We start from the raw sequence: 25427 nt of genomic DNA on the forward strand, positions 1-25427 counted from the left end.
TCTTCATAATTTGATAGCTGCCATCGCTTTACAGACATAGCTATAAAGCCAATTTAGCTGATATTTTCTGCACGGCAGCAGAGAAAGCAGCCCATCTGTGTGTGGCCACAAAAAAAGGGCTTTGCCTGCGCAAAGCCCCAACCCTTGAAGAAACTGAAACACCCGCCTTCACTGGGCGGGCAGCGACGATTACATGTAGAGAATCACCAAGTCGTTGATGACTGCAGGACGGTCCTGGCCGACCACATGGATGTTGAGCTCCATCGTCGCCTGCACGCCGCTCTTGACCTGCTCCACCGCCTTGATGCGGGCCCGCGCGCGGATCTTGCAGCCAGAGGGCACCGGGGTCGGGAAGCGCAGGCGGTCCGAACCGTAGTTGACCATGTTGTTGAAGTCCACCACCTCGTAGTCCAGCGGAATCCTGAGCTGGCTGGCCAGCACCTGCACCAGGGCGCCATGGGCGATGGTGGTGCCAAACGGGCTTTTCTCACGCGCCTGCACGGGATCAGTGTGGATCCAGTAGTCATCGCCCGAGAGCCTGGCGAACTCGTTGATGACTTCCTGGCTCACGGTGAACTCGTTGGACCAGGGGCTGTATTCCTCGGACACCAGAGACTTCATGGCCTCGATGTCCTTGACGGAGATCTTGCGCTTGACAGCGGCAGAGTGCTCCACCACGGCAACCTCGGCCTCTGCATCTGCGTCGGCCTTGATGACGCCCGGATGGCTGCCCGCATGGGCGGTAAAGCGCAGCAGGGTGACCTCGCCGGGGCGTTCGTCAAACACGGGGCGCACCTCCATGCCCACCTTGAGCGCCTCGGGAGCCACGCCGACCATGGTGGTGTTGATGCGCACTCCCTCACGGAGTTCGACCACGGCCAGGGCCTGGGGCATCTCGTCGGTGAACTCGGGCATGGTGGGAATGCGCGCCACGGTGAAGCTGTAGAGCGTGCCCTCGCCCGATACTTTGCTCCACTTCAGGGAGCGCGATCCGCAAGTGGGGCAATGGGTGCGCGGGAAAAACAGCGAATGTCCGCGATCGCATTGCTGGATGCGCACTTCGTGGGCCTTGAGACCTTCCCAGTACGGCGCAGAAATTTCCGTGGGATGAGGCAGAGGTTTGTTCCAAGCCATGTTTTTATGCTCCCCGCAGGATCAAGGCGCCCTGCTCGCTCATCACGCCACCGGTGCCGGACACATAGGCCAGGTCGTTGCGACCCAGCTGCCTGTCGCCGGCACGTCCCTGAATCTGGTGCACCGCTTCGATCACCTGGGACATGCCGCCCGCCGTGCCGGACTGGCCGAAGCTCAGCTGGCCGCCATGGGTGTTCATGGGGAAGTTGCCCTTGAAGGTGAAATCGTTGTTGCGCAGAAAGTCCATGCCCTTGCCCTTCTCGCAAAAGCCCGCGTCTTCCAGTGTCAGCATCACGGTAATCGTGTAGCAGTCATAGATCTGTGCCATATGCATGTCGCAAGGGCGCATGCCCGCCATTTCGAAAGCCTTGGCAGAGGCCGGACCGATGGGGGTCTGGAGCATGTCGGCCATATAGGTGGGCGACTTGCTGCTCACATGCTCGCCGCAGCCGACGATGCTGACAGGGCGGTGTCTGGTGGTTTTGGCGCGATCGGAACGGGTGACGATCATGGCGCCGCCGCCCGCAGCCGGCAGCACGATTTCCAGCACATGCAGAGGGTCGGCCACCATGCGCGAGTTCAGCACGTCATCGACGGTGATGGGCTGACCGTAGAACATGGCGTCGGGGTTGTGGCAGGCGTTGAAACGCTGGTCCACGCAAATGCGCGCCAGAGCGGCCGCGTCGTAGCCATGGATCGCGCCATAGCGCTGGGCAATCATGGCATAGCCGGTGTTCTGCGCCATATGACCATAGGGCAGGTCCATCTCGGCCTCGGGCGCTCCAAAGCGGGTGCTGTGGCCGCCAAAGCGGCTGGCCTTCATGACTTCCTTGATGTGGTCGTCATGTTCAGAGATCGGTGCCATGCGCGACGGCAGAACGCAGACCACGGTATTGCACAGCCCCAGCTCGATCGCAGCCGCCGCACGCCAGACCATGGCCACGGAACTGGCCCCCCCCAGGTCCACGACTTCGGCAAAGTTCAGGCGCACGCCCAGGTACTCGCCAGCCATGGCCGGCACAAAGCAGCTGGCTTCATGAAAGTGCGGGGCGCTGGTGATCAGGCCGTCCACTTCTGACAGCTCCATGCCGGCGTCCTCCAGAGCCTGCAGCGTCAGGTCGGCAACCTGCTCCAGATGGAACATGCGCGGCGCCGTTGCGTACTTCTGCGGCTTGTACTGCGCGACGCCAACCAGCGCCGCTTTTCCTTGCAAACCCATATGTCTCCCTTACCAAGAAAGTGTGCATTCATTGTGTAAATGAAGCAGACCGAATCCATCGTCTGTAGAGACTAAAAAGCCGGCCCCGTACATACCCCTAATTCTCCGGGCAAACGTCCATTCGGACGATGTTGCAGAAGCTCCAAATCAAGAACCTGCACCCGTGTTTGCAATACATGCACAGCGTGTACGAATCAACAAGGAGACAACGTGAAAACAGCCGTCGGTATAGGCGCAGCAGCATTGGTGGCCTTTGCCTCAGCGCTCGCCTTTGCACCCCGCACACCGCCCCCCCTGGCCCCCACCACCATTGGCATCGAGCGCAGTCACTTCAACACCATCACGCAGGTGGGCGATCGTCTGCTGACCGCCGGCGCACTCGGTGAAATCCTGTACTCGGACGACAAGGGTGCTCACTGGCAGCAGGCCCAGCTCAAGGAGCAGCGTCAGGCGCTCATCGTCAGCATGGCTTTTGCTCCCGACAAGAAAACCGGCTTCGCCGTGGGTCACGAAGGCTGGATTCTGCGCACCAAGGACGGCGGAAGCACCTGGGAGGAAGTCGCTTTCTCCAAGGAGAACGGAGAGCCTCTGATGTCGATCGCGCGCCTTCCTTCGGGCGACTGGATCAGCGTCGGCGCCTTTGGCCGCGCCATCACCTCCAAGGATAACGGCCAGACCTGGGATCAATTGCCCCTGCCCTCAGAGGTGGAGGACAAGCACATGAACCGCATTGCCAGTTCCGAAGATGGCAAGAACTGGCTGATCGTGGGCGAGCGCGGCCTGGTCATCAAGTCTGACGACGCTGGCCAAAGCTGGCAGGTCGAGCCCGAGTTCTACAAAGGCTCGTTCTACAACGCCATGCCCACGCGCGACGGCGGCTGGCTGATCTATGGCATGCGCGGCAACGCCTTTGTGCAGACCGCACCGGGCGCGCAATGGATGAAGTCGACGATTCAGGCTCCGGTCTCCTTCTTTGGCCATGCCCAGGAAAAGGACGGAACCATCATCCTGGTAGGACAGGGCAGCATGCTCGGCCTGAGCAAGGACGGCGGCAAGAGCTTCAGCCTGCAACGCGCCAAGGGCCGCGCCACCCTGACCGACATCGTTCTGACCGGCCCCGACAGCGGCTGGATGTCCAGCGACTCAGGCCTGCAACCCTTTCCCCCACCACAACAAGCCAAGGCAGCCGCTCAGGCTGACCCAGGAGCGACACAATGACTCTGAGCGAACCCACCAGCCGGCTGGACCGGTTTATTGCATCCACAGCACGCTGGCTGATCTCGTGGAGCAAGTCCATCGTCGTGCTGACGCTGATTGCCACGGCACTACTGGCTGTCTCGGCCATGCGTACGCACCTGGATCCGGGCTTCAACAAGTTGATCCCCATGCGTCATGAGTACATGACGGCATTTCTCAAGCATGCAGCCACCTTCTCGGGCGCCAACCGCATTCTGGTGAGCGTGGAATGGAAGGGCCGGCAAGGCGATATCTATAACAAGGAATTCCTCGAAGCACTGCGTGGCGTGACGGACGAGGTCTTCTTCACCCCAGGCGTCAACCGCGGTCAGGTGTATTCGCTGTTCACACCGAACGTGAAATACATCGAGATCACCGAAGACGGCTACGTGGGCGAGGTGCTGATTCCTTCACGCTTCGAGGCCAACGAACAAGGCCTGGCCCAGGTACGCTCCAACGTGGCCAAGTCCGGTCAGATCGGCTCTCTGGTCAGCAACGACCTGAAGTCCGCCATGGTGCGCGCCGACCTGCTCGAGGTCGACCCAAAGACTGGAGAAAAACTCGACTATCACAAGGTTGCGCAGCGCCTGGAAGAGATCCGCAGCAAGTTCGAAGGCAAGGACATATCCATCCACATCATTGGTTTTTCCAAGGTACTCGGCGATGTGATGGACGGCCTGACCACCGTGATGACCTTTTTTGCCATCGCCTTTGTTATCACGGCCATCATGCTGCGCCTGTACACCAAGTCCACCAACATCACGGTGGTCGGCCTGGCAGTGGCACTGCTGCCTGTGATCTGGCTGCTGGGAATTTTGCCGCTGATCGGCTACGGCATCGACCCCATGTCGATCCTGGTTCCCTTTCTGATCTTCTCCATCGGTGTATCCCATGCCGTGCAGATGACCGGAGCCTGGAAGCATGATGTGCGCGCCGGCCTGAGCTCCAGGCTGGCCGCCGAGAACGCGATTCGCAAGCTGGCCATTCCTGGCGCTCTGGCGCTGCTGACCAATGCTCTGGGCTTCATGGTCATCATGCTGATCGACATCCCCATCGTGCACGAGCTGGGCGTGACCGCCTGCATGGGCGTGCTGCTGATGATCATCACCAACAAGGTGTTCCTGCCCGCAGTGCTGGCCAATTTGCGCCTGGAAAAAAAGGCCATGCAAGCCCCCTCCTCCTCCGCCAACGGCCGTAACCCCATCTGGTGGAAACTGTCGGCACTGTCCGAAGGCAAGCCCGCAATGCTGACTCTGGTGGTGTCGCTGCTGCTGCTGGCCGCCGGCACCTACGAATCGCGCAATCTGCTGACAGGTGACGTGGGCACGGGCGCTCCCGAGTTGCGCGCCGAGTCGCGCTACAACCGTGACAACGACACCATCATCGGCAGCTACTCCATAGGCATGGACGTGCTATCCGTCTTCGTCGAAACCTCCAACCTCGACGAAGGCTGCCTTAACTGGCAGGTGATGAACGCCGTGGAGCGCTTTGAATCGCGCATGCGCCGGGTTGACGGCGTGCAATCGGTCTCCAGCGTCTCCGGTCTGGCCAAGATCGCGGCGTCCAGCAACAACGAGGGCAACCCCCGCTGGGCAGCTCTGCAGCGCACCGAAGCCGCATTGCGTTCGGGTGCCAAGGCACTTTCTCCCGATCTGGGCCTGAACACCGAGGGCTGCAAGGTCATCAATCTGCAGGTCTTCCTCAAGGACCACGAAGGCGCCACGCTGACCCATGTCGTCAATGAAGTGCGTGGTTTCATCGCTGCAGACAAGACGCCCAACGTCAAGTTCCTGCTGGCTGGCGGCAACGCCGGCGTGGCGGTCGCGACCAACGAGGCCGTGGAACATGCCGAAGTGCAGATGCTGGGCTCCATCTTCGGCGCCATCACGCTGCTGTGCTGGCTGACCTTCCGCAGCTGGCGCGCCGTGCTGTGCATCGTCGTTCCCCTGGCCATCGTCTCCATACTCTGCAATGCCTTGATGGCCATGCTGGGCATTGGCCTGAAGGTCCCTACGCTGCCAGTCGTGGCCCTGGGCGTAGGTGTGGGTGTGGACTACGGCATCTACCTGTTCGAGAGCATGCAACACGAGCTGCGCGAGCGAGACATCACGCTGCGCGAGGCCTTCTATGAAGCCATGCGCCAACGTGGCAATGCCGCCATCTTCACAGCGCTGACCATGTCCATAGGCGTGGGCACCTGGGCTTTCTCGGCACTGAAGTTCCAGGCCGACATGGGCATCTTGCTGGCCTTCATGTTCCTGGTGAACATGCTGGGCGCGATCTTCCTGCTGCCTGCCATGGCCTACTGGCTGAATGTGGGCGCAGCGGAAGCCAGGGCACGCGTCAAGCGCCTGCAGCGGCAACCCAGACATGCCCATGCTGCAGGCAGCGCCGGCGGCATCAGCCACGCAGGCGGCATGCTCAAACCCGAACCCCAGTCATCCGTGAACGGAAAAGTGTGATGCAGACCGCAACAAGCACGCTGGAGCAGGTTCTTCTTGAACATGCTCTGGCCCAGACCCTGACCCGCTACGCCACGGCCTGCGACACACGCAACTGGGACTTGCTGCAGCAGGTGTTCACACCCGACTGCAGCACGGTCTACGGTGGCAGCTACATCTGCGAAGGGATCGCCAAGGTCCGCCGCATGATCAGCACCCACCTTGACGGCTGCGGCCCCACCCAGCACCTGCTGGGCAATCTGGAAGTCGATGCCAGCGACCCGCAGCGCCCGCTCAGCAGGATTCAGGTGCGCGCCGCGCATCAAGGTCTGGGCCAGCGCGGTCATCTGCGCTACGACGCCATCGGCCTCTATGAAGACGAATGGGTAAGGCTACCCGAAGGCTGGCGCATCCAGAAGCGCAGCATGACGATGCTGCTGGAGATTGGCGATCGCAGCGTGCTGCAACCCGCCGCCTGAGCTGCCACACGCCATCAATAAAGCCGCGCGGCCATGCTGCGCGGCTTTTTTTGTTTCCGCACGACTCAATTGCTAGAAGCCTACGGTTCATGAAAAAGAACTTCAGGCAAATTTGACACTTGAAAAAGGCCAGCATTTGCTGGCCTTCCTGTTTCCCGCCGAGTCCTGTCTACTGCTCGAACTTTACCTTGAGAAACTGCAGCAACTGCTTGCCGGCCAGACTGCGTGCTGTTTCATCGCGTCCGGCGATATAGCCGACCTTGACGCAGTCCCCCAGCGCTTTGCCGCTTTGCACCCGAATCCTGTAACGCGTCTGGCGATCGGACTGGGCCCCGGCGGGAATCAGCGGCTGGCCATTGAGGACGGGAAAGTCCTTGTCGTTGAACTCTATCGTGCAGCCGGCCAGGTAGGGACGATTCGTCATCTCGCGTGGCTTGTCGCTCTCCCAATCATGGCCGGCCCTGGCATAGACCACGGTACTGACTTCGGAGCCCGCCTCACGCAGGATTTTTTCCTGCTGAGCACAGGCCACCAGATCATTCGATGCATCCTCCCCTGCTCTGAAGCTGAGCAAGGGCGAACCCGTGGTCTTGCGGGACTGAAGCAGCGCATAGCAAGGCCCGTAAAAGTCCACATGCAAGGCAAAGGGCTGGATGAAAGGCGCCAGCTTGTCGCGAATGCGTGCATCCAGGCTCATGCGTGCCGCAATTCCGCCCTTGGAAAATCCCATCACCCCGATACGCCAGCCATCGATGGCGGGGTGCTTGTTCAAGGCCTTGAGTGCGGCATAGGCATCGGCCACGGCATCGAACTCGGAGGTCCCCATGATCTTGAGCGCATACGGCATGTCTTCACTGATGCCACGCGGCTTGAAGTTATCGACCAACAGCGCAGCTATGCCGTTGTCAGCCAGCATCTGGGCCGTTTCGCTCTCGCGTCCGGGAATGGCCCCCGCGCCACCTGGCAGGACAACCATGGCCGGCACCTGCTTTTTTTCGCTGGCCCCCTTGGGCAGGTACAGCTTTCCCATACCCATGGTTGCCTCTGCCTTGGCAGGCTGGCTGAGCAGCACATCAAGGTCATACGGGCTGCTGGACTTGAAGCGGATATCGCCCTGTGTATCACCATGCAGCTCCGTAGGAGCCATCAAGGGCGCCACCTTGGGCAAAGGAGGCAAAGCATCGAACAGATGCTGTCCTGATGCCGCACTGCTCATCAGGCTCAGGGCTGCTGCTCCCATAGGGGCCACCCATTTTCCGGTCAGTATTTGCATTCGCTTGCGCCCCTTTCAAACACAAAAGCCCGGAGAGCCGGGCTTTTGTGGTGTTGGCTCGTTGGTGTGGTTCAGAACGAGTACTTGGCGGTAACAGACAGTTGGTCGCGGTCGGCCAGCGGACGTGCACGCAGGGAATCGGCAGAAGGATTGCCCAGGTAGTTGATGTAGGCTACGTTGATCGAGAAATTGCTCTTGCGAACAAAAGTCGCGCCAATGCTCAACCGGCTGTCGCTCTGGCCGCCGCCGAAGGTGCCGACCAGAGAGCGGCCGCGCAGTTGCGACTGATAGCTGATGGGGATGCTCAGATCCCAGCCTTCGAAGATGCCGGGATAGCCCAGCGTCAGGGTCGCACCGGCCACCAGGGAGTTGCGGGTCTTGAAGCTCAGGTTATCGGTAGAGCTGCCATCGGCCACACTGATCACGCGAGAGCCGGAAATTTCGGCAGCCAGGGACATGTCGTCCGCGATACCTGTGCGTCCGATATTGAAGATACCGCCGACGTTACCCTGCACCACATCGCCACGCACCGCCACACCATTGCCGTTGAGCACTGGCGTACCCTTGCGATAGCTGGCTTCACCAAATGCAGAGAACTTTCCGAAGGTCGTGCTGACCGTCGTTCCCAGCATCTTGATGTCGTCGAAATAGCGAACCTGGTAGCCAGTCGGTATCGCGCCGTTCATGTTCACGACCAGCGAGGGAGTGCGGTCGTTGTAGTTCAGGTAGTACAGGCCGACTTCCGTCTCGTCGGTGACGCGATAGCGACCGCCGATGCCCCACTGGCCCGAGCTGCTGGGACGGATGTCATTGCCGCGTCGCAGGCCTCGGCAGGTCGCGCCGTTGTAGACACCCAGGCAGGAGGCGCCGGGACCCAGGGCATTGCTGGTGCTGGTGTACATGCCGGGAGCAGGCAGCAGCGTCTCGTGGAAGCCGAACTGGTAGTGACCCAGCAGCGAGAGCTTGGGACTGACTTCCAGCGAAGCAGAGATCTGATCTTCCGGCAGAAGGATTTCCTTGACCTCAGCGCCAGGCGAAGCGGCCTTTGCCGCATCGCTGGGGCCCTGGGCCGCAGCGATATTGGCAAAGTACATGGACTCGCCCCAGTTCACCACCTGCTTGCCCAGACGCACCGTGGCACGGGTCTCTCCCATGTTGAAGCTGGTGTAGGCGTAGGTATCCAGAAGGCGCGAATATCCGCCGCCATAGCGCTTGGCAGCAGAGTTGAACTCGTCCACGGGACCGGCCGTGCTGATCGGACCCTTGTTGTCGTTACGCTGGTGGTAAACGTCGTCGTAGAAAGTACTGGCATTGAGCACAAAACCGCTGTCACCCTTGGACAGCTTGCTCTCCCAGACAGCGCCCAGGCGATTGGCCGTCAGCGCACCCTTCTTGAAGTTGTTGTTGCCGTCCGTGTTCAGCACCGGAGATGGGTTGTCCAGACGAACACCCAGGCCATAGCTCACGTTCAGGCGCCAGTCGAACTTCAGACCATCGCCCAGATCGACAGTCTCCCCCGCGTGCACAGCACCCATACCCAGGGACAGCAGCGCCGCCACTGCGATGGGAGTGAGTTTCTTCATATTGTTTTTCATGATGAGTCGCTCGTTGATAAAACTTAGTTGCCCACGTTGCGTGCGGCTTCGGGCGTGAACATGGCGGGGGTCAGGTCACCCTTGTTCAGAATGGGTCCCTTAGGACGTTCCTGGAACAAGTTGTAGCCCAGGTACCCACCGGAATTGAGGTCGTGATAGAAGGAAGTTCCTGCGTGCCAGGCCTTGATATCGGGCGAGTAGTAATAGTTGATGAACGCGTGCTGCCACAGCTGGCCACGTGTGTCATACATATCGGATGCCACGGCCTGGCCGGTATCCTCGTCAACGAACAGCACACGCTTGCCATAGACATGGCGGAAGCCTTCCTTGAGCGTGCCTTCCACGACCCAGACTCTGCGCAGCTCGTAGCGCATGAAGTCAGGGTTGGCGTGCCCCTGCTTGAGCAGGTCGGCGTACTTCACCGTGGGCTGGTGAATCTTGAAGTTGTTGGCGGGGATATACATCTCCCTCTTGCCCAGCAACTTCCAGTTGTAGCGCTCCGGCGAGCCATTGGCCAGGCGATCGGAGTCAATCGTCAGCTTGCCGCCGGTGCCAGGCATGGGCTGGTCGAAGCCGTACTCGGGCACCTGGCGCACGCGGCGTGTACCGGGGTCGTAAGACCATGCCAGACGCTTGTCCTTGGCAAAGTTCACAGGTTCAACCGTGTGGGTCACACCACCCTTTTCGCGCTCTGGAGCCAGCACACGAGTGCGGCTATAGGCCATCACACCTTCCACAGGCTTGCCAAGGCTGGAGGGCAGGTTGTCCAAGCTCAGATTGATGTTCTCCTGGCGACCCCAGGCAATGGAGCCATCAGACATCACATTCGCCATATCGCGAACAATGTACTCGTTGTAGGCACGTGTGGGCAGCAGGTTGTTCCAGATCACTTCCAGGCCGGTCTTGGGAATCGGGAAGTTGATGGCTCCCAGGCTTCCCTTGATGCTGTTGCCGTCGGGATTTACCTCCGATTCCAGTGCGTTCTTCTTGGCAACCGCACAGACTTCATCGGTGTAGCGGAAGTCACGATGACCCTTGTAGACCTGAATCTGCATGGTCTTGGGGTACTTCTTGAACATGGCTTTCTGGCCGTCGCTGAGCTTGTCCCCGTACTTGTCAACGTTCTCAGCAGTGATCACCGCAATCGGCTTCTCATCGGCATAAATGTCCACGGGGTGCTTGCCGGTGGCTTGCACATGAGATACACCTGCGGGGGCGCCTACCCACTTGCCGGTGAACTCAGGGATCGTGCCGTCCTTGTTGCCAGCCTTGATGGCACCCACGCATGTCAATTCCTTGCCCAGCTGCTCTGCCTCGTTCGCCGGTACCTTCGCCCATACCGACGTCGCTACCATCAAACCCACTGCCGCGGCGAGTGGAGTCTTGGCTGTCACAAACTTCATCTCTGTCTCCTAGGTTCTAGAACTTATTTTTGGCGGGTGCTACAAACGAGTTGCATTGCCTCGCATCGCCCCATTGGTTTTGCCGTTTGCAGGCAGTTGCATACTGCGTCAGCAGGCCTCTTCAACCATCGTCTGAGTTGACTACTGACAGACCCTAGCGACCTAGTCCACATGGGTCACATCAAGCGCTTCCCCGAATGAAAAAAACCTGCTGGTGCACGAAGCAGCAGCAGGCTTTCGGAGCGTGATCGGGAAAGTCCTAGGACCACCCGATTCCGTACATCAGGTCAGCAGGTGAGCGCACTCCTTGCGAATCGATGCCTTGAGCATCTTGCCGGCGGGATTGCGAGGCAAAGGCTCCGCGCGCACAACGATTCGACTGGGAACCTTGTAGCCCGCCAGACGCTGTGCCACGAACTCGCGAAGCAGCTCGGGAGTAACCTGACTCCAGGACTTTCCAACCACCACGGCAACGACCTGCTCGCCCGTGACCTCATGTGGCATGGAAAACACCGCGGCCTCCTCCAGCGCCTCATGCTGCAGCAGACAGGCCTCGACCTCCGCCGCGGCAATCTTTTCTCCGCTGCGGTTGATCACGTCCTTGATGCGATCGACGATGGTCAAAAAGCCTTCATCGTCCAGAACGCCTATGTCGCCGGTGTGGAACCATCCGCCCTGCATGGCCTTGGCGGTGGCCTCTGCATCACCGCAATAGCGCTCCATCAGGGTCACGCCACGCAGCCAGATCTCACCGGGCTCGCCGATAGGCAAGGCTGTGCCATCCAGGTCTGCGATTCGTACCTCGATGATGGGCGACAGCACCCCCGAGCTGCGCGGATGCGCCTCGAACATGCGCCCCGAGCTGCCTGCACAGACGCCATTGGATTCAGTCAGACCAAATCCAATGCCCGACATGCGCCCCTTGAACTTGGCCAACACCTCATCGATCAGGCGCGGGTGCAGGCCCGCTCCGCCAAAGCCCACGCCGGAGAGGTTGCCAGAGCTTTCAGGCAGCTCGAAGCCGGGCAGACCAATGAGCTGCTGCACCATGCTGGGCGCACCATTGAACTGCGTGACCTTTTCCTTGCGAATCAGCTCCACTGCCTTCTCAGGCTCCCAGCGGTGAATGAATATCAGACGGCGGCCATGGCGCAGGCTGATCAGCAGCTGCGCATGCAGGCCGCTGACATGAAACAGAGGAACTGCCGACAAGGTCGTGGGCTGCAGCTGTCGCGCCATGATGGCGGCGATGGCGTCCGGCGATGTCATGGCCGCCACTGCACCGATGAAGTCGATATTGAAGATGCCCTGGCACACTGCGCGGTGGGTGGATTCCACGCCTTTGGCACGGCTGGTGGCGCCCGATGTGAACAGAATCAGCGCAGGCTCATCGGCACTGAGCTGCGGGGACACGAAGCCGTCATGACCGCCTGCGATCAACTCCGCCCAGCTGATATCGCCCCCCTCGCCATCCACCACCACCGTCTTGATGGCCGTCTGCGCAATGGCCTGGCTGATGCGAGCATGGCGGTCCGCATCACAGATCAGCATCACCGGCCGGGTGTCCTCCAGATTGGCCATCAGCTCGCTGCTCAGGCCAAAGCTGTTCAAAGGCACCGGCACTGCGCCAAGCAAGGCCGTGGCAGCAAAAGCCACGGCCCATTCGGGACGGTTGCGCATGGCTATGGCCACACGGTCACCGGACTTGAGACCGCGCTGCTTTTGCAAGCGACTGGCCAGCGCATCGGCTGCTGCAAAGAACCTGTCAAAGGTCCATCGATCCTCGCCATAGACCATGAACTCGGCCGCACCATGAACCCGGCCGGCATCGATTACCTGTGCCAGATTCTGAAAGGCATTGCGATAGGCTGCCACGCTGCGTCCATCGGACAGCGTGACCTGCTGCACTTCAAAAGGTGCGCCCGGCGAAGTCAGCTGCGCACGAATGTTCCTGATCTTTTCACCCATGGAAACCAAGGCATCGCTCATCTCAGAAACCTTTCAATTGTGCAAAGCGGTTGCGGTGATAGCCACCGTCGCCCAGCAGGCGTTGCAAAACGCGTGCCCGCTTGAAGAACAGGCCAATATCCAGTTCATCCGTCACCCCGATGCCGCCATGCAACTGGATCGCCTCGTTGCACAGCTTCTCGCACAAGTCGGATGACTTGGCCTTGGCCGCGCTGACCAGCTCGGGCACCTTGGCCTCCAAACCGGAATCAATGGCTTCGAAAGCTGCCAGCACACAGCTCTCCAGCAGCTCAAGCTCCACATACAGACGTGCCACACGATGCTGCAATGCCTGGAATGAGCCGATCTGCACGTCAAACTGAACGCGCTCCTTCAGATAGGTCACCGTACGATCAAACACCTCACGCAGCAGGCCCAGAGACTCGGCGGCCAGGCAGGCCCGGGCTCGGTCCAGCACTTCATCAAGCACCTGAGCAGCAGGCCGGGCCACCAACGCCATATCAGCGCTCAACTCCACCTTGTCGAACTGCACGTGGGCCATGTTGCGGCTGTCAATCATGCTCATGGGTTTGATGCTGACACCTTGCGCATCCGCTGGCACCAGCCACAGGCCGGGAGCACCTTCGCCAGATGCCGCCAGCACCACAAAGCCATTGGCGCCCACGCCATCCATCACAAAGGCTTTTTCACCGCTCAGGCACCAGCCCGTGCCGGTCTGCTCGGCTACCGTGCTCAATCTGGCTGCAAGGTGCTGGCCGGACTTTTCATCCAGAGCCAGTGCCAGCCTGGCCTGCCCACTGGCAAGCAGGGGCAGCCACTGCGTCTGCTGAGCCGCGGAGCCGGCGCGAATCAACAGCTCAGGCGCGATCACGGCCTGGCTCAGCAGCGGCTGTGCCGACAGGTTTCGGCCGATGGCTTCAAACACGGCGCCCATGCCCAGGTAGCCCGCAGCCAGCCCATCATGCGACTCGGGCAGCACCGCCACGGGCCAGCCCATCTCCACCATCTGCAGCCATAGCTGCGTATCAAAGCCCTGTTCCACCTTGTCATCCCGCAGACGGCGCTGCTGGGCCACGGGCGCTTCCTGCGCGAGAAAGGCAACAGCGCTGTCCTTGAGCAATTCCTGCTCTTGCGACAAAAGCATGGTCATATTCTTGTCTCCATTTCAATTCGTTATCCTCAGCCTGCGCGACCGACACGGCCCAGCTCAGAGACAGCGAGCAAGGGCCCAGGCAGCCCCGTCGCCCTGCAGTGAGGCTGTCGCCGCACAGCGACTCAGGGGGTCAAGGCAATTCCAGCACTCGCTTGGCAATGATGTTCAGTTGCACTTCCGAGCTTCCGCCTGCAATCGTGTAGCTTTTGGAGCGCAGCCATGCACGGCCTACATCGATCTCATCGGCTGTGAAGTCATCGCCGGCCTCCCAGCCAAGACCGCGCAGGCCCAGCGCCTGCTCCAGCAGTTCGTACTTGGCAACTTCCTGCTCGGTCTGCACCAGCTTCATGATGCTGGAGGGGGCAGCAACGTCCTGGCGCGCCAGAGCCTTCTCGGTCACCCGACGATGGGTCAGGGCAAAAGACTGTGCATCCATCAGCAGTCCTGCCAGCTTCTCGCGCAGCGCACCATCGCTGATCTGCCCCTGTTCGTCCACCATGTAGGGCAAAGCGGTCTTGAGTGCATCGTGCGACGGCGCGCCACCTTCCGTGAACTTGGACATGGCTGCACGCTCATGCTGGAGCAGCTTTTTAGCCAACGACCAACCTTCGCCTTCCTTGCCCACAAGCTGCCGCACAGGCACCCGCACGTCGTCAAAGAAGACCTGGCAGAAACTGGACTTGCCGCTGATCAGCTCTATGGGCTTGACCGTGACGCCGGGACTCTTCATGTCGATCAGCAAAAAGCTGATTCCATCCTGCTTCTTGCCTTCGCTGCTGGTGCGCACCAGCGCATACATCCAGTCGCCCTTGTCTCCGTCCGAGGTCCAGATCTTGCCCCCGTTGACGATATAGGCCTCGCCCTGCTCGTCCGTCACCCGCCTGGCTGAGGTCTTGAGGCTGGCCAGATCCGAGCCGGCATTGGGCTCCGAAAATCCCTGGCACCAGCGCTGCTCGCCGCGCATCATGGGCACCAGATGCTCGAGCTTTTGCTCATGCGTCCCCACCTCCACCAGGACCGGCCCCAGCATCCACACGCCCAGGTTGTACTGGGGCTGACGACAGCCAAGACGAGCCATCTCCGTGTCCAGGATACGAGCCTCCCTGGGAGAAAGGCCACCACCGCCGTATTCACGCGGCCATGACGGTGCAAACCAGCCACGATCGCGCATGCGCTCGAACCACAGTTTCTGATCCTCATTCAGAAACTGCAGCCTGGAGCTGCCCCAGACCATCTCCTCTGAAACGATGGGCCGGCGCATGCTCGCAGGACAGTTCTCCTCCAGCCACTGCGCCACTTCTTGTTTGAATGTTTCCAGTTCCGTCATGGCTTCCTCACCTCAGGCCAACGAGAAATATGCAATCTTGCCTTCACCCGAGGTACGCAGCAGCGTTCCATCCTGGTGAAGCAGGTTCAAATGGGCTATCGTTTCCCCTAGGGCCATCAGGCGATCCACGGGGCTGCGCAGCCTGGGAAAGAGCACGGGCACCAGCTCGGCAGCCGTTGCCCGCCCCACCTGACCCAGATGTCCGGTCAGCAGTGCAAACTGCTCGGCATGGTGTTCGAGCACCTGCACCAGGCGCTCGTGCAGACCGTAGAAAACGCCCTGGTGCGATGGAAGCACCAAGGTCTCGGCCGGCAGCTCATGCAAACGATGCAGCGAATCGATCCAGAGTTTGAGCGGATTGCCCTCGGGCTCGATGGGGCTGACCATCACATTCGAGGTGATGCGCGGCAGCACCTGATCACCGGCCAGCAAAATTCCGTCTTCCTCGCAATACAGACAGGCATGCTCGGGCGAGTGCCCCTCGCCCAGCACAATGCGCCACTGGCGCTCCCCGATCTGCAGCACCTCATCCGGACGAATGCGCTGGTAATGGCTGGGTTGCCTCGGCATGAACGGATCCTTGCGCATGGCAGTCAGCATGTCGTCCAGCTCTTGGCTGCTCACCCCGGCACGCGCATAGAACTCGCGATGCGCCTCGGGCAGAGGATCGGGCGGCGGCCCCATCAGCGAGCGCAGCATCATGAACTCCCCATAGCTCATGAGCAGCGGCACGCCAAAGCGCTCCTGCAGCCACCATGCCGCACCCGCATGGTCGTAGTGACAGTGGGTGCAGATCACACGGGTCAGCGGCTGACCGGCCAATTTCTCCGTGAAGATCTTCTCCCACAGCTCGAAGGTGCCGGGAATTCCCAGCCCTGTATCCACCACCGCCCAACCGTCGCCGTCACGCAGCAGGTAGACATTGATGTGATCAAGAGCCATGGGCATGGGCATGCGCAGCCACAGCAGACCGGGGACGATCTCCACATGGCTGCCATCGGATGCCGGCGGCGCAAAGGGATAACGCAGCACATCTGCGGGCTTGGCCCGTACGCGCTCCTGCGCGACGGCGCTATCCACGCAGAGCCTCTTCAAGCGTTGCAGCGGTCAGCGGCACATAGGTCTGCAGCTTGTCATTGCGTACAAACAGCGGGTCGCCAGTCTGAGCTCTGTCATAGCCCTGTTTTTGCAGATCCACCTTACGCAGCTTGTAGTTGCCAGTCATGTCCGGCGTATCCATCAGGCGCACGAACAACGGTGCTGCATAGCGTGGCAGGCGGGAGATAGCCAGCTCCCAGAAGGCCCCGGGGTCGAACCCGGCACCCTCATGCATCACCAGGGCTGCCATGCCTGCACGACCGCCATGGCCGGCAACCTGCACGCCATAGACGGTAATCGCATCCAGGCCCTTGAAGTCCCCCAGCGCATCGCCGACCTCCATGGTCGATACGTTCTCGCTCTTCCAGCGGAAGGTATCGCCGATACGGTCAACAAACCAGCAGTAGCCGTCTTCGTCGCAGCGCAGCAGGTCACCCGATGTCCACCACACATCGCCCGGCTGGAAGACATTGCGCAGCAGCTTCTTTTCGGAAGCCTCCTCGCTGGTATAGCCTTCAAAGCGCCCAGCCACCACACCGGGATACTGGATGACCATGCCAATGGCTTCGCCGGGCTCGTTCACGCCTGCCAATTGCAAAAAGCCGTTTTCGTCTCGGATGTAATCGCCTTTTTCCTGGTCGTAGCGAACCAGGCGCAGATTGGTTTTTTCCCAGAAGGGAACGCGGCCGCAGGAGCCGATGCGATTGTCCAGATTGATGGTATTGGTGTTGGACTCCGTGCCTCCCCAGCCTTCATAGATCTGGAACACGGCGCCAAAGCGTGACGTCCACTGCTGCCAGATCTCGGGCGTGAGGCCGGTTCCGGCCATCTTGCGCAAGCTGTGCTCCCGGTCCCGGTCCGTCGCGGGCGCGCTGAGCAGGAAGCGGCAGATCTCCCCCACGTACTGGCAAAAGGTAATGCCATGTGCGCGGATATCGCGCCAGAACTCGCTGCGGCTGAACTTGCGGCGCACCACGATGCGTGCACCTGCAGCCATGGCGGTTGCCGTCAGAGACATGGAAGCCGCGCCGTGGTAGAGCGGCAAAAAGCAATAGAAGCAGTCATCCCTGGTGATCTCCCACAGCAGCTGCATGGAGTCCCCCGCCATCAGCCAGCGTGCATGGCTGATGACCGCAGCCTTGGGCAGGCCGGTGGTCCCTGAGGTGAATATGTACTGCGCCGTATCGCCGGCCACCACACCCTCGCGCCACTCCAGCGGTACGGCCGTGCCGTCCCGGCTCATGGCAAGGGCCTGCAAATCAGAGCCGAACTGCTGCAGAACTCCCGCTGCGGCGGGGCGCACTTCATCCGGCCAGTGCCAGTAGCTCAGCGCCGTGTTCAGTCCTTCAGTCTGTGCAAAGCGCTCTGCACATTCCTCGCCCACGATCACATGGCTGGCCTTGGTCACCTCCAGTGCGTGCGTCAGAGGCTTGCCCATCACATGGGTGTTGATGAAGGCCACCACGGCACCCAGCTTGGCCACGCCAAACCAGGCAAAGAAAAAGGCCGGGCGATTCTCGATGGCCATGGCCACCACATCGCCCTTTCTCACCCCCTGCTCATGCAACGCACGTGCCACCTGATTGGCGCGCTGGTTGAATTGCGCATAGGTGTAGCGCACATCGCCTTCGGTCAGAAAGATGCGCTCGCCGAAATCTCGTGCACAGTCCTCCAGACGATCGGCCATGGTGTAGGGCGTATCGGCCAGGTACTTGGCCGCAATGGGCGCGCGACGATCCAGCTTGAGCTGGGTCTGCTCGCGCGACACCACAGTCGTGTCGCTCATCACATGTCTCCTTGGTATTTGTTATGTGTGAGATGTCTTCGATCAGCGCTGAGGACGCGGCATGCCGAGGCCGAACTGGGCAATCAGCTCGCGCTGAATCTCGTTCGTGCCGCCACCGAAGGTGTTGATGGTGCAGGCGCGCAGCTCATACTCCAGCTCGCCCATCAGATAGGAAGCGGCCGAGCCGCCACGCACCAGAGCGCTGCTGCCCACGATGTCCATCAATTGATGCAGCACCTCGACCACGCCTTCCGAGCCATAGACCTTGGTGGCAGATGCCAGGCTCACGTCCATGGCACCAGCTTCCAGACTGGCCGCGATGCGGAAGTTGGTCAGTCGCATGGCTTCAAGGCGGGCATAGCACTGCGCCAGACTGCGCCTGACCCAGGCCTGATCGACAGCGCGACGGCCCTGCTCGTCCTTGGCCTTGGTCCATTGCAGCACCTTGACGAAGGGAGCAAACACCTTGTCCGACCAGGCCCCCAGACCCAGGCGCTCGTGGTTGAGCTGTGCAGTGATCAGCTTCCAGCCGCCATTGAGCTCGCCGATCAAACGTGCTGCCGGCACTTCAACGTTGTCGAAATACGTGGCTGCCGTGTAGTTGCCAACGGTCTGAATCAGCGTATGCGAAAAGCCCTTGTCCCTGGTATCCACCACCATGATGGAAATACCCTTGTGGCGAGCCAGTTCCTGGTTGGTACGCGCGGCCAGCCACACATAGTCGGCAGATTCGATGCCCGAAGTCCACAGCTTCTGGCCGTTGACCACGAAATGCCCGTTCTGAAGATCGCCCTTCAGCTGAGCCTGTGTCTTGAGCATGGCGAGGTCGGAGCCGGCTCCGGGTTCGGAGTAACCAATGGCGAAGATGATGTCGCCGCTGGCCATGCCCGGCAGAAACTCCTTCTTCTGCGCCTCGGTGCCATGCTCCATCAACGCGGGGCCGACGGTGCTGATGGTGACGAAAGGCAGGGGAGCTCCTGCAATATTGGCTTCCTCAAAGAAGATCAGCTGCTCGGTGGCAGACAGACCCTGGCCACCGAATTCCTTGGGCCAGCCTATGGCCAGCCAGCCGTCGCGTCCCATCTTGCGGATCAGCTCACGGTACTCGTCGCCGCCCTCGGCACCGCGCATGCGGGCCTTGAGCTCGGGCGTCATCAGCGCCTGAAAGTAGTCACGGCACTTCAGGCGCAGCGCATGCTGCTCGGGAGTCAGGTCAATGAACATGAATGTCTCCTTGCCATCAGGCCTCGTCGCCCAGGATCAGGCCGCTGGTGGGCACGCCGGTACCGGCAGTCACCACCATGTTGTGCACGTCCTTGACCTGGTTGACGGAGCTGCCCCGGATCTGGCGCACGGCTTCGGCAATGCCGTTCATGCCGTGGATATAGGCTTCGCCCAGCTGGCCGCCATGGGTGTTGATGGGCATGGAGCCGCCGCGCGCATGCTCGCCGGCGCGAATGAAATCCTTGGCCTCGCCGCGCTTGACGAAACCGAACTCCTCGAGCTGAGGCAGCACAAAGGGCGAAAAATGGTCATACAGCACTGCGCTTTGCACATCCTTGGGAGTCAGGCGGCTTTGCTGCCACAGCTGGCTGGCGACATGCCCCATCTCGGGCAGACCGGTGATGTCCTGGCGGTAGAACGAGGTCATGGACTGCTGACCGTCAGAGATACCCTGGGCAGCCGCCTTGATGTAGACCGGCTTGGCCTTCATCTCACGGGCACGGTCGCTCGATGTGATGACCATGGCCACGGCACCGTCGGACTCCTGACAGCAGTCCAGCAGGTGCAGCGGCTCGCAGATCCAGCGGCTGGCCTGGTGCTCCTCCAGTGTGATGGGCTTGCCGTAGAAGAACGCATTGGGATTGGTGGCGGCAAAGTCGCGCACGGCCACGGCCACACGGCCGAAGTCCTCGCTGGTCGCGCCGAAAGCATGCATATAGCGGCGCGCAAACATGCCCACCCAGGATGCCGGTGTGTGAAAGCCGTGGGGCATGTACCAGCCATAGTTCACATTGTCAAAGAATGGCGTGCTGCCAAAGCCATAGCTGCCGGTTCCAAAGCGGTACCAGCTGCGCTCATTCATGGCGCGGTAGACCACGACCGTCTTGGCAATGCCCGTGGCCACGGCCATGGCCGCATGCAGCACAGGGCCGCAGGCCGCGCCACCGCCATGCGGTACCTGCGAGAAAAAGCTCACATTGCGAGCCCCGAGCAGGCGGGCGATTTCATACTCGGGAACCTTGTCCACGGAGTACGAGGAAAAGCCGTCCACCTCCTTGGGGTCAATGCCTGCATCGCTCAGCGCAGCCAGCGTGGCCTCCATGGCCAGACGCAGCTCGGTACGGCCCGAGTTCTTGGAAAATTCTGTTGCACCCAGACCCACAATGGCGGCGCGACCGGAAATATTCATATCGTTCACAGGAATGTCTCCGCTTGTTGTTCTTAGGCCAGGGCCACTTGCACAGTGCCGCTGACGTGAGAGCCCATGGAATTGCTGCCCTTGAGCGTGATCTGAACGCTGCGCGTGGCCTCGTTCTTCTCGGTCACGGAGCCCGTGAACTTCATGGTGTCGCCGGGGTAATTGGGGGCCCCCAGGCGAATCTTCAGATCCATGAGGCGCGCATCGTCGCCAGCCCAGCTCTCGACAAAGCTCTGCACCAGACCGTTGGTGGTCAGGATGTTCATGAAGATATGGGGTGAACCCAGCTCGCGTGCGGCATCACGGTCATGATGTCCGGGGAAATAGTCACGCGTGGCGATGGCGCCGCCGGCAATCAGCGGCACGGTGATGGGCACGCTGACGGGCTGCAGTTCGTCGCCCACGTTCACCGACTCGAAGCGAATAGATTGGTTTGCCATGTTGTTGTCTCCTTAGCGGTCTTCGGGCAGGTCGTACTTCCAGCCGAGCGTGTCGTTGTCTGCGAGCCACTGGCCCAGCGCTTGCAGGTGCTGTTCGGCACTGCCGGCCTCGGCAGCCAGTGCACGACACCAGAACATGAAGCGGTGAATGTGATAGGTCACATCCACGCCCATGCCGCCATGCACATGCTGTGCAACGCGGCCTACCTTCAGACCCAGCTCGTTGGACTGGGCGCGCACCGCGTGGGCCTGCGGCGTGCAGGGCAGGCCGGCATCCAGACGCCAGACCAGCTGGCTCAGTGCGCTGCGCTGCACCTGCATGAGGATGTAGCCGTCGGCCATCTGGCCCTGCACCAGCTGGAAAGTACCGATGGGACGGTCGAACTGCTTGCGCTCGCTCACATACTCCACGGTGCGGCGCAACTGCTCCTGCGTCACGCCCTGCTGCAGGCTGGCCAGGCAGGCGATTGCCATTTCGTTGACCCATTCCAGCGCACGACCGCCCAGCACGGCCAGCACCGGCGTGTTGCGAAAGCTGATGTCTGCCACCGCACAGTAGTCTTCGCGCATGCCGGCCACGCGGCTGACACCATCGGCCTGCAGGCTCACCAGCACCAGCTTGATCTCATCGCCCGCCGCCGCTGCCACCAGAGCCATCTGGGCCTGCTCGCCCAGAGGCACGGCTTGCAGCTGGCCTTTGAGTCGCTCACCCTGCAACTGAAGCGCCGGCCCGCGTGTGGCCACTGCAGCCTGCAGCGACAGAGCCAGCAGCTCGCCCTCCATGGCAGAGTGAACGACTGCGTCCTGCCCCTGGGCAAACCTGGCAATCGCGGCAGCAGCGACCTGCTGCTGCCACAGCGGAACCTGCGCCAGCGCACGGCCTTGCTGCTCCAGCACGGCCAGCATCTCGCTCATGCCCAGACCCAGGCCGCCGGCAGCTTCCGGCACCAGGATGCTGTGCAGGCCCGCAGCCACGCACTGCTGCCACAGATCCTGCATGAAAGGCTGGCCCGAGGCATCGTGCTCGCGCAGCTTGTCGTCGGTGCAATAGTCGGCAAACAGGCTTTGCGCCATGTCTGCAAATGCACGCTGGTCTTCACTGAGTTGAAAGTCCATGACGGTCTCCTCGCATCAGCCCACGGGACGGAACTGGGCCAGAGTCAGATCACCGTCAAAGGTGTTGAACTCAACCTGCACCTTCTGACCGATCTGCACCTCTCCGGGCTTGACGCCGACCAGCTGGGCAATCAGACGCACGCCCTCTTGCAACTCCACCAGACCGATGGGATTGGGGTGATCGAAAGGCGGTACTTCGGGGTAGTGCATGACCACGAACGAGTACACCGTGCCCTGGCCGCTGGCCTCAACCGTGTCCCAGTCAAACGAATGGCACTTGGGGCAGACGGGACCGGGTGGATGGTGCAGATCGCCGCAGCTCTTGCAGCGCTGAATCAGGAGCTTGCCTTCCTTCAGGCCTTCCCAGAAGAAGCGGTTGTCATCGCTCACGCCTGGTGCGGGTCGCTTGATCTTCGGGGCGGCAGCCTGCGCGGGATCGGCCTTCTGCACATTGGCGGGGCGGAACTTGAAGACGCGAAACATCAACTGGCCGACCTTCTCGTCCTCGCCATTCGCTGCCTTGATCGAGAAGTACTCCATGATCTGCGTGACAAAGTAGCCCGTGCCCAGGGCCGTGGTCTTCTCTTCGCTGATGGCTTCCAGGCGTGTCGTGTAGTACAGGTCTTCACCCTCGAGCACATCGCGCTCGAAGCTCAGCTCGGAATTCACCGCCACGGTGGAAGGAAAGTCGTGCGCTTCGATCAGCTTCAGAACCTCATAAGGGTTCTCTGTCGTGGAGCCTGGCGGGTAGTTGTTCTGCACCGGCCCTTCCATGCACCAGACCTGCAGCATCGCGGGAGGTGCAATGGTCTTGCCATCCTTGTTGGTCTTCACGGCCACACCCATCAGCTCGCTCCACTGACGAATCATGGGGCTGTTGACCTTGTCCCAGGCATGGACACGCCCGTATTGCTTGCCCACGTATGCGCGGACCTCTGCCATCCAGTCTTGATCGGTCAAGATTGTCTCCTTTGAAATTCAATGTTTTTGTTGCACGGAATCCGAGTTCGATGCGCTCAGAAATGCGGGGCGCTCGCCGCCACCATGCAGCAGCAAATTGGTGCCGCTCATGTAGGAAGCGCTTTCGGAGGCCACATACAGACAGGCATTGGCAATGTCCTGCGGCTCGGCCAGGCGACCCGCAGGAATGGTCCCGGCGACAGAGGCGATTCCCGCCTCATCCCCGAAATGCAGGTGTGACTGCTCGGTGCGCACCAGGCCGGGGCTGACGGCCACCACACGCACCTTGGGCGCCCACTCCACGGCCAGAGAACTGACCAGGCTTAGCACCGCCGCCTTGGCCGCGCCGTAGGCTGCCGTGCCGGGGGAAGGACGCAGCGCGCTGATGCTGCCGATGCAGACAATCACGCCACCGCCGTCCTGCTGCTGCATCACGGCATTGGCGGCCTGCGAGGCATGCAGGGTCGAGAACAGATTCAGGCGCAGCACGCTTTCGTGAAAGCGCGGCGAAACCGTGGCGGCATCCACATGGGGAGCGCCACCGGCGTTGTTGACGAGAACGTCCAGACGGCCATGGCGGCGCTGCACCTCATCGACCATTTCCTTGACGGCCTGGGCCTCGCGCACATCGCATGCAACGAAGTCTGCGCTGCTGCCATTGATGCTTGGCAACGCTTCAGGTTGCTGACGGCCGCACACCACCACCGTGGCACCTGCCGCGAGAAACGCCTGGGCAATGCCCTTGCCGATGCCCTTGGTGCCGCCAGTGACCAGCACCACCTTGTCTTGAAAGCTTTTGTTCGTATCCATGCCTGCCAATTTAGGTTTCGGCACCAGCAGCAGATACGTCCAAAAGGACGATGTTGGTCCATCCCTTGAAAACGACCATCGTCCCTGTTCAACTCCCAGGGAATCCTTATGTCGGCATCGCTTTCCGCTATTGAAAACATGGACACCGCGCAGCGAGAGCTACTGGTTCGGCATCAGGACCATGGCGTGGCCATCGTTCAGCTCAACCGCCCCGAGGCAACGAATGCGCTGAGTCTTTCTCTGCAGGCTGAGCTGTCCAGGACCTTCGCTGAGCTGAGCGCAGACGCCAGCGTGCGCTGCATCGTTCTGACCGGCGGCGACAAGGTATTTGCGGCAGGCGGGGACATCAAGAGCATGGACTCCTGCGGCCCCATAGAGATCATGAAGCGCCACACAGAGCGCGTCTGGGCCCCCATTGAGAAGTGCCCCAAGCCCATCATCGCGGCGGTCTGCGGCTATGCCTTTGGCGGCGGGGCCGAGCTGGCCATGCATTGCGACATCATCATTGCCGGGCAAGGGGCCAGCTTTGCCCAGCCCGAGATTCGCATCGGCATCATGCCCGGCATCGGCGGCACCCAGCGGCTGGTGCGCGCCGTGGGCAAGTTCCAGGCCATGCGCATTCTGCTGACGGGCAAACCCGTCAGCGCCGACGAAGCCTATGCCATGGGTCTGGTCAGCCTAGTCTGTGCAGACGATCAGGTAATCCCTGAGGCGCTGAAAATGGCGAAGCTGATTGCCAATATGCCCCCACTGGCCGTGGAACAGATCAAGGAAGTGGTGATTGCCGGCATGGACGCATCGCTTGATGCCGCCCTGATGCTGGAGCGCAAGGCCAACCAGATCCTGTTTGCGACCCGCGACCAGAAGGAAGGCATGAATGCGTTCATTGAGAAACGCCAACCTGTGTTCAAGGGGGAGTGAACGCACCAAGCCAGGGCCGCAACATCGCCTTGGTTGAGATCGGTGCAGCAGCCCGAGAGTCTGAGGCGGCTCTCAGTCGTTGCGCATGCAGCCACTGGCAAAGCCAGACCACAACGGCTGCGACCCCAGATGCGCATGCTTTTGCTTGAGCGCAGAAAAAGGCGAGTCCAGTGTGCCCAGCGCGATGCATATCCAGTCGGCCCAGTCACCGGCCTGCCTGGACCAGAACAGGGATGAGCCGCAGTGCTGGCAGAACTGCCGGTGCACGGACGCCGAAGAGGCATAGGACTTGATATCGCCTTGCCCGGAGACTATGCACAAGTCCTTGCGCGGCACGGCGCCATAGCTTGCGAACGCGGAGCCATGGCTTTTGCGGCACTGCCCGCAATGGCAATGCGTCACGGCCCTGGGCGGCGACAGCAGCCGATAGCCGACTCTTGCACATAAACAGCTTCCCAGATAGTTCTCGGGCACGACTCAGTCTCCAAATCCGCTATCCAAACACGGGGCGCCAGTCATCACATCTGCCGCTGCGCACCTGCACACGCCCCATATGCCCAGGCCTGGCCGGCGCTGCAGGGCAAGGCCATGTTCCGAATGGAGTTGCCCGACATGACCGACATGCCCGATGCCGGCCATCCCGAGG

General features: G+C 61.1%; 21 protein-coding genes. 4 read left to right on the plus strand and 17 right to left on the minus strand.

Going from position 1 to position 25427, the window contains the following annotated elements; all coding sequences use genetic code 11:
- Positions 1-189: 189 nt before the first annotated feature.
- The gene (locus tag CTATCC11996_RS16595) at positions 190-1134 is read right to left on the minus strand and encodes a bifunctional OB-fold nucleic acid binding domain-containing protein/MaoC family dehydratase (RefSeq protein ID WP_003078252.1); all 945 of its coding nucleotides are present in this window, start codon (positions 1132-1134) and stop codon (positions 190-192) included.
- 4 nt (positions 1135-1138) lie between these two features.
- Positions 1139-2353 carry a thiolase family protein gene (locus CTATCC11996_RS16600; RefSeq protein WP_003078254.1) on the minus strand — a complete coding sequence of 405 codons (1215 nt, stop codon included), beginning with the start codon at positions 2351-2353 and terminating at the stop codon, positions 1139-1141.
- 210 nt (positions 2354-2563) lie between these two features.
- Here CTATCC11996_RS16600 and CTATCC11996_RS16605 point away from each other — a divergent pair, with 210 nt between their 5' ends.
- From CTATCC11996_RS16605 to CTATCC11996_RS16615, 3 genes are read left to right on the plus strand one after another with little or no spacing between them, the layout of a single operon-like run.
- The gene (locus CTATCC11996_RS16605) at positions 2564-3571 is read left to right on the plus strand and encodes a WD40/YVTN/BNR-like repeat-containing protein (protein WP_034349480.1); all 1008 of its coding nucleotides are present in this window, start codon (positions 2564-2566) and stop codon (positions 3569-3571) included.
- Positions 3568-6051, plus strand: a complete 2484-nt coding sequence (locus CTATCC11996_RS16610) for an efflux RND transporter permease subunit (RefSeq protein ID WP_003078258.1) — start codon at positions 3568-3570, stop codon at positions 6049-6051. Before CTATCC11996_RS16605 ends, CTATCC11996_RS16610 begins: the two co-directional genes overlap by 4 nt.
- On the plus strand, positions 6051-6509 hold the full coding sequence (locus CTATCC11996_RS16615) for a nuclear transport factor 2 family protein (RefSeq protein ID WP_003078260.1): 459 nt from the start codon (positions 6051-6053) through the stop codon (positions 6507-6509). Before CTATCC11996_RS16610 ends, CTATCC11996_RS16615 begins: the two co-directional genes overlap by 1 nt.
- A gap of 169 nt (positions 6510-6678) precedes the next feature.
- Here the strand turns inward: CTATCC11996_RS16615 and CTATCC11996_RS16620 are convergent, their stop codons facing one another.
- The 14 genes from CTATCC11996_RS16620 to CTATCC11996_RS16685 all read right to left on the minus strand — a co-directional run bounded on the left by CTATCC11996_RS16620 (position 6679) and on the right by CTATCC11996_RS16685 (position 23860).
- Positions 6679-7782, minus strand: a complete 1104-nt coding sequence (locus CTATCC11996_RS16620; protein WP_172590533.1) for a dienelactone hydrolase family protein — start codon at positions 7780-7782, stop codon at positions 6679-6681.
- 71 nt (positions 7783-7853) lie between these two features.
- Complete coding sequence (locus CTATCC11996_RS16625; protein WP_003078263.1) at positions 7854-9377, minus strand: DUF1302 domain-containing protein; 1524 nt, start codon at positions 9375-9377, stop codon at positions 7854-7856.
- A gap of 23 nt (positions 9378-9400) precedes the next feature.
- Complete coding sequence (locus tag CTATCC11996_RS16630; protein ID WP_003078265.1) at positions 9401-10780, minus strand: DUF1329 domain-containing protein; 1380 nt, start codon at positions 10778-10780, stop codon at positions 9401-9403.
- Between the two features lie 282 nt (positions 10781-11062).
- Positions 11063-12769 carry a class I adenylate-forming enzyme family protein gene (locus CTATCC11996_RS16635; RefSeq protein ID WP_003078267.1) on the minus strand — a complete coding sequence of 569 codons (1707 nt, stop codon included), beginning with the start codon at positions 12767-12769 and terminating at the stop codon, positions 11063-11065.
- Between the two features lies 1 nt (position 12770).
- Positions 12771-13898, minus strand: coding sequence for an acyl-CoA dehydrogenase family protein (locus CTATCC11996_RS16640; RefSeq protein WP_003078268.1), 1128 nt, complete (start codon positions 13896-13898; stop codon positions 12771-12773).
- 133 nt (positions 13899-14031) lie between these two features.
- Positions 14032-15228, minus strand: a complete 1197-nt coding sequence (locus CTATCC11996_RS16645; protein ID WP_003078270.1) for an acyl-CoA dehydrogenase family protein — start codon at positions 15226-15228, stop codon at positions 14032-14034.
- 12 nt (positions 15229-15240) lie between these two features.
- On the minus strand, positions 15241-16308 hold the full coding sequence (locus CTATCC11996_RS16650; protein ID WP_003078273.1) for an MBL fold metallo-hydrolase: 1068 nt from the start codon (positions 16306-16308) through the stop codon (positions 15241-15243).
- Positions 16301-18112, minus strand: coding sequence for a long-chain-acyl-CoA synthetase (locus CTATCC11996_RS16655; protein ID WP_003078275.1), 1812 nt, complete (start codon positions 18110-18112; stop codon positions 16301-16303). Before CTATCC11996_RS16655 ends, CTATCC11996_RS16650 begins: the two co-directional genes overlap by 8 nt.
- A gap of 42 nt (positions 18113-18154) precedes the next feature.
- Positions 18155-19336, minus strand: coding sequence for an acyl-CoA dehydrogenase family protein (locus tag CTATCC11996_RS16660; protein ID WP_003078277.1), 1182 nt, complete (start codon positions 19334-19336; stop codon positions 18155-18157).
- 16 nt (positions 19337-19352) lie between these two features.
- Complete coding sequence (locus CTATCC11996_RS16665; protein ID WP_003078279.1) at positions 19353-20525, minus strand: lipid-transfer protein; 1173 nt, start codon at positions 20523-20525, stop codon at positions 19353-19355.
- 32 nt (positions 20526-20557) lie between these two features.
- On the minus strand, positions 20558-20974 hold the full coding sequence (locus tag CTATCC11996_RS16670) for a MaoC family dehydratase (RefSeq protein WP_003078281.1): 417 nt from the start codon (positions 20972-20974) through the stop codon (positions 20558-20560).
- 12 nt (positions 20975-20986) lie between these two features.
- Positions 20987-22090, minus strand: coding sequence for an acyl-CoA dehydrogenase family protein (locus CTATCC11996_RS16675; RefSeq protein WP_003078283.1), 1104 nt, complete (start codon positions 22088-22090; stop codon positions 20987-20989).
- A gap of 15 nt (positions 22091-22105) precedes the next feature.
- Positions 22106-23050, minus strand: a complete 945-nt coding sequence (locus CTATCC11996_RS16680; protein ID WP_003078285.1) for a Zn-ribbon domain-containing OB-fold protein — start codon at positions 23048-23050, stop codon at positions 22106-22108.
- Between the two features lie 18 nt (positions 23051-23068).
- The gene (locus tag CTATCC11996_RS16685; RefSeq protein ID WP_003078287.1) at positions 23069-23860 is read right to left on the minus strand and encodes an SDR family oxidoreductase; all 792 of its coding nucleotides are present in this window, start codon (positions 23858-23860) and stop codon (positions 23069-23071) included.
- A gap of 108 nt (positions 23861-23968) precedes the next feature.
- Between CTATCC11996_RS16685 and CTATCC11996_RS16690 the strand changes: the two genes are divergently transcribed.
- On the plus strand, positions 23969-24781 hold the full coding sequence (locus CTATCC11996_RS16690) for an enoyl-CoA hydratase (RefSeq protein WP_003078288.1): 813 nt from the start codon (positions 23969-23971) through the stop codon (positions 24779-24781).
- 72 nt (positions 24782-24853) lie between these two features.
- On the opposite strand, the gene CTATCC11996_RS16695 is transcribed toward CTATCC11996_RS16690, so the two are convergent.
- Positions 24854-25255: a GFA family protein gene (locus CTATCC11996_RS16695; protein ID WP_034349481.1), complete on the minus strand. Its 402-nt coding sequence runs from the start codon at positions 25253-25255 to the stop codon at positions 24854-24856.
- Positions 25256-25427: the final 172 nt, after the last annotated feature.

Origin of the sequence: Comamonas testosteroni ATCC 11996, from assembly GCF_000241525.1 — a bacterium.
Taxonomy (GTDB): domain Bacteria; phylum Pseudomonadota; class Gammaproteobacteria; order Burkholderiales; family Burkholderiaceae_C; genus Comamonas; species Comamonas testosteroni.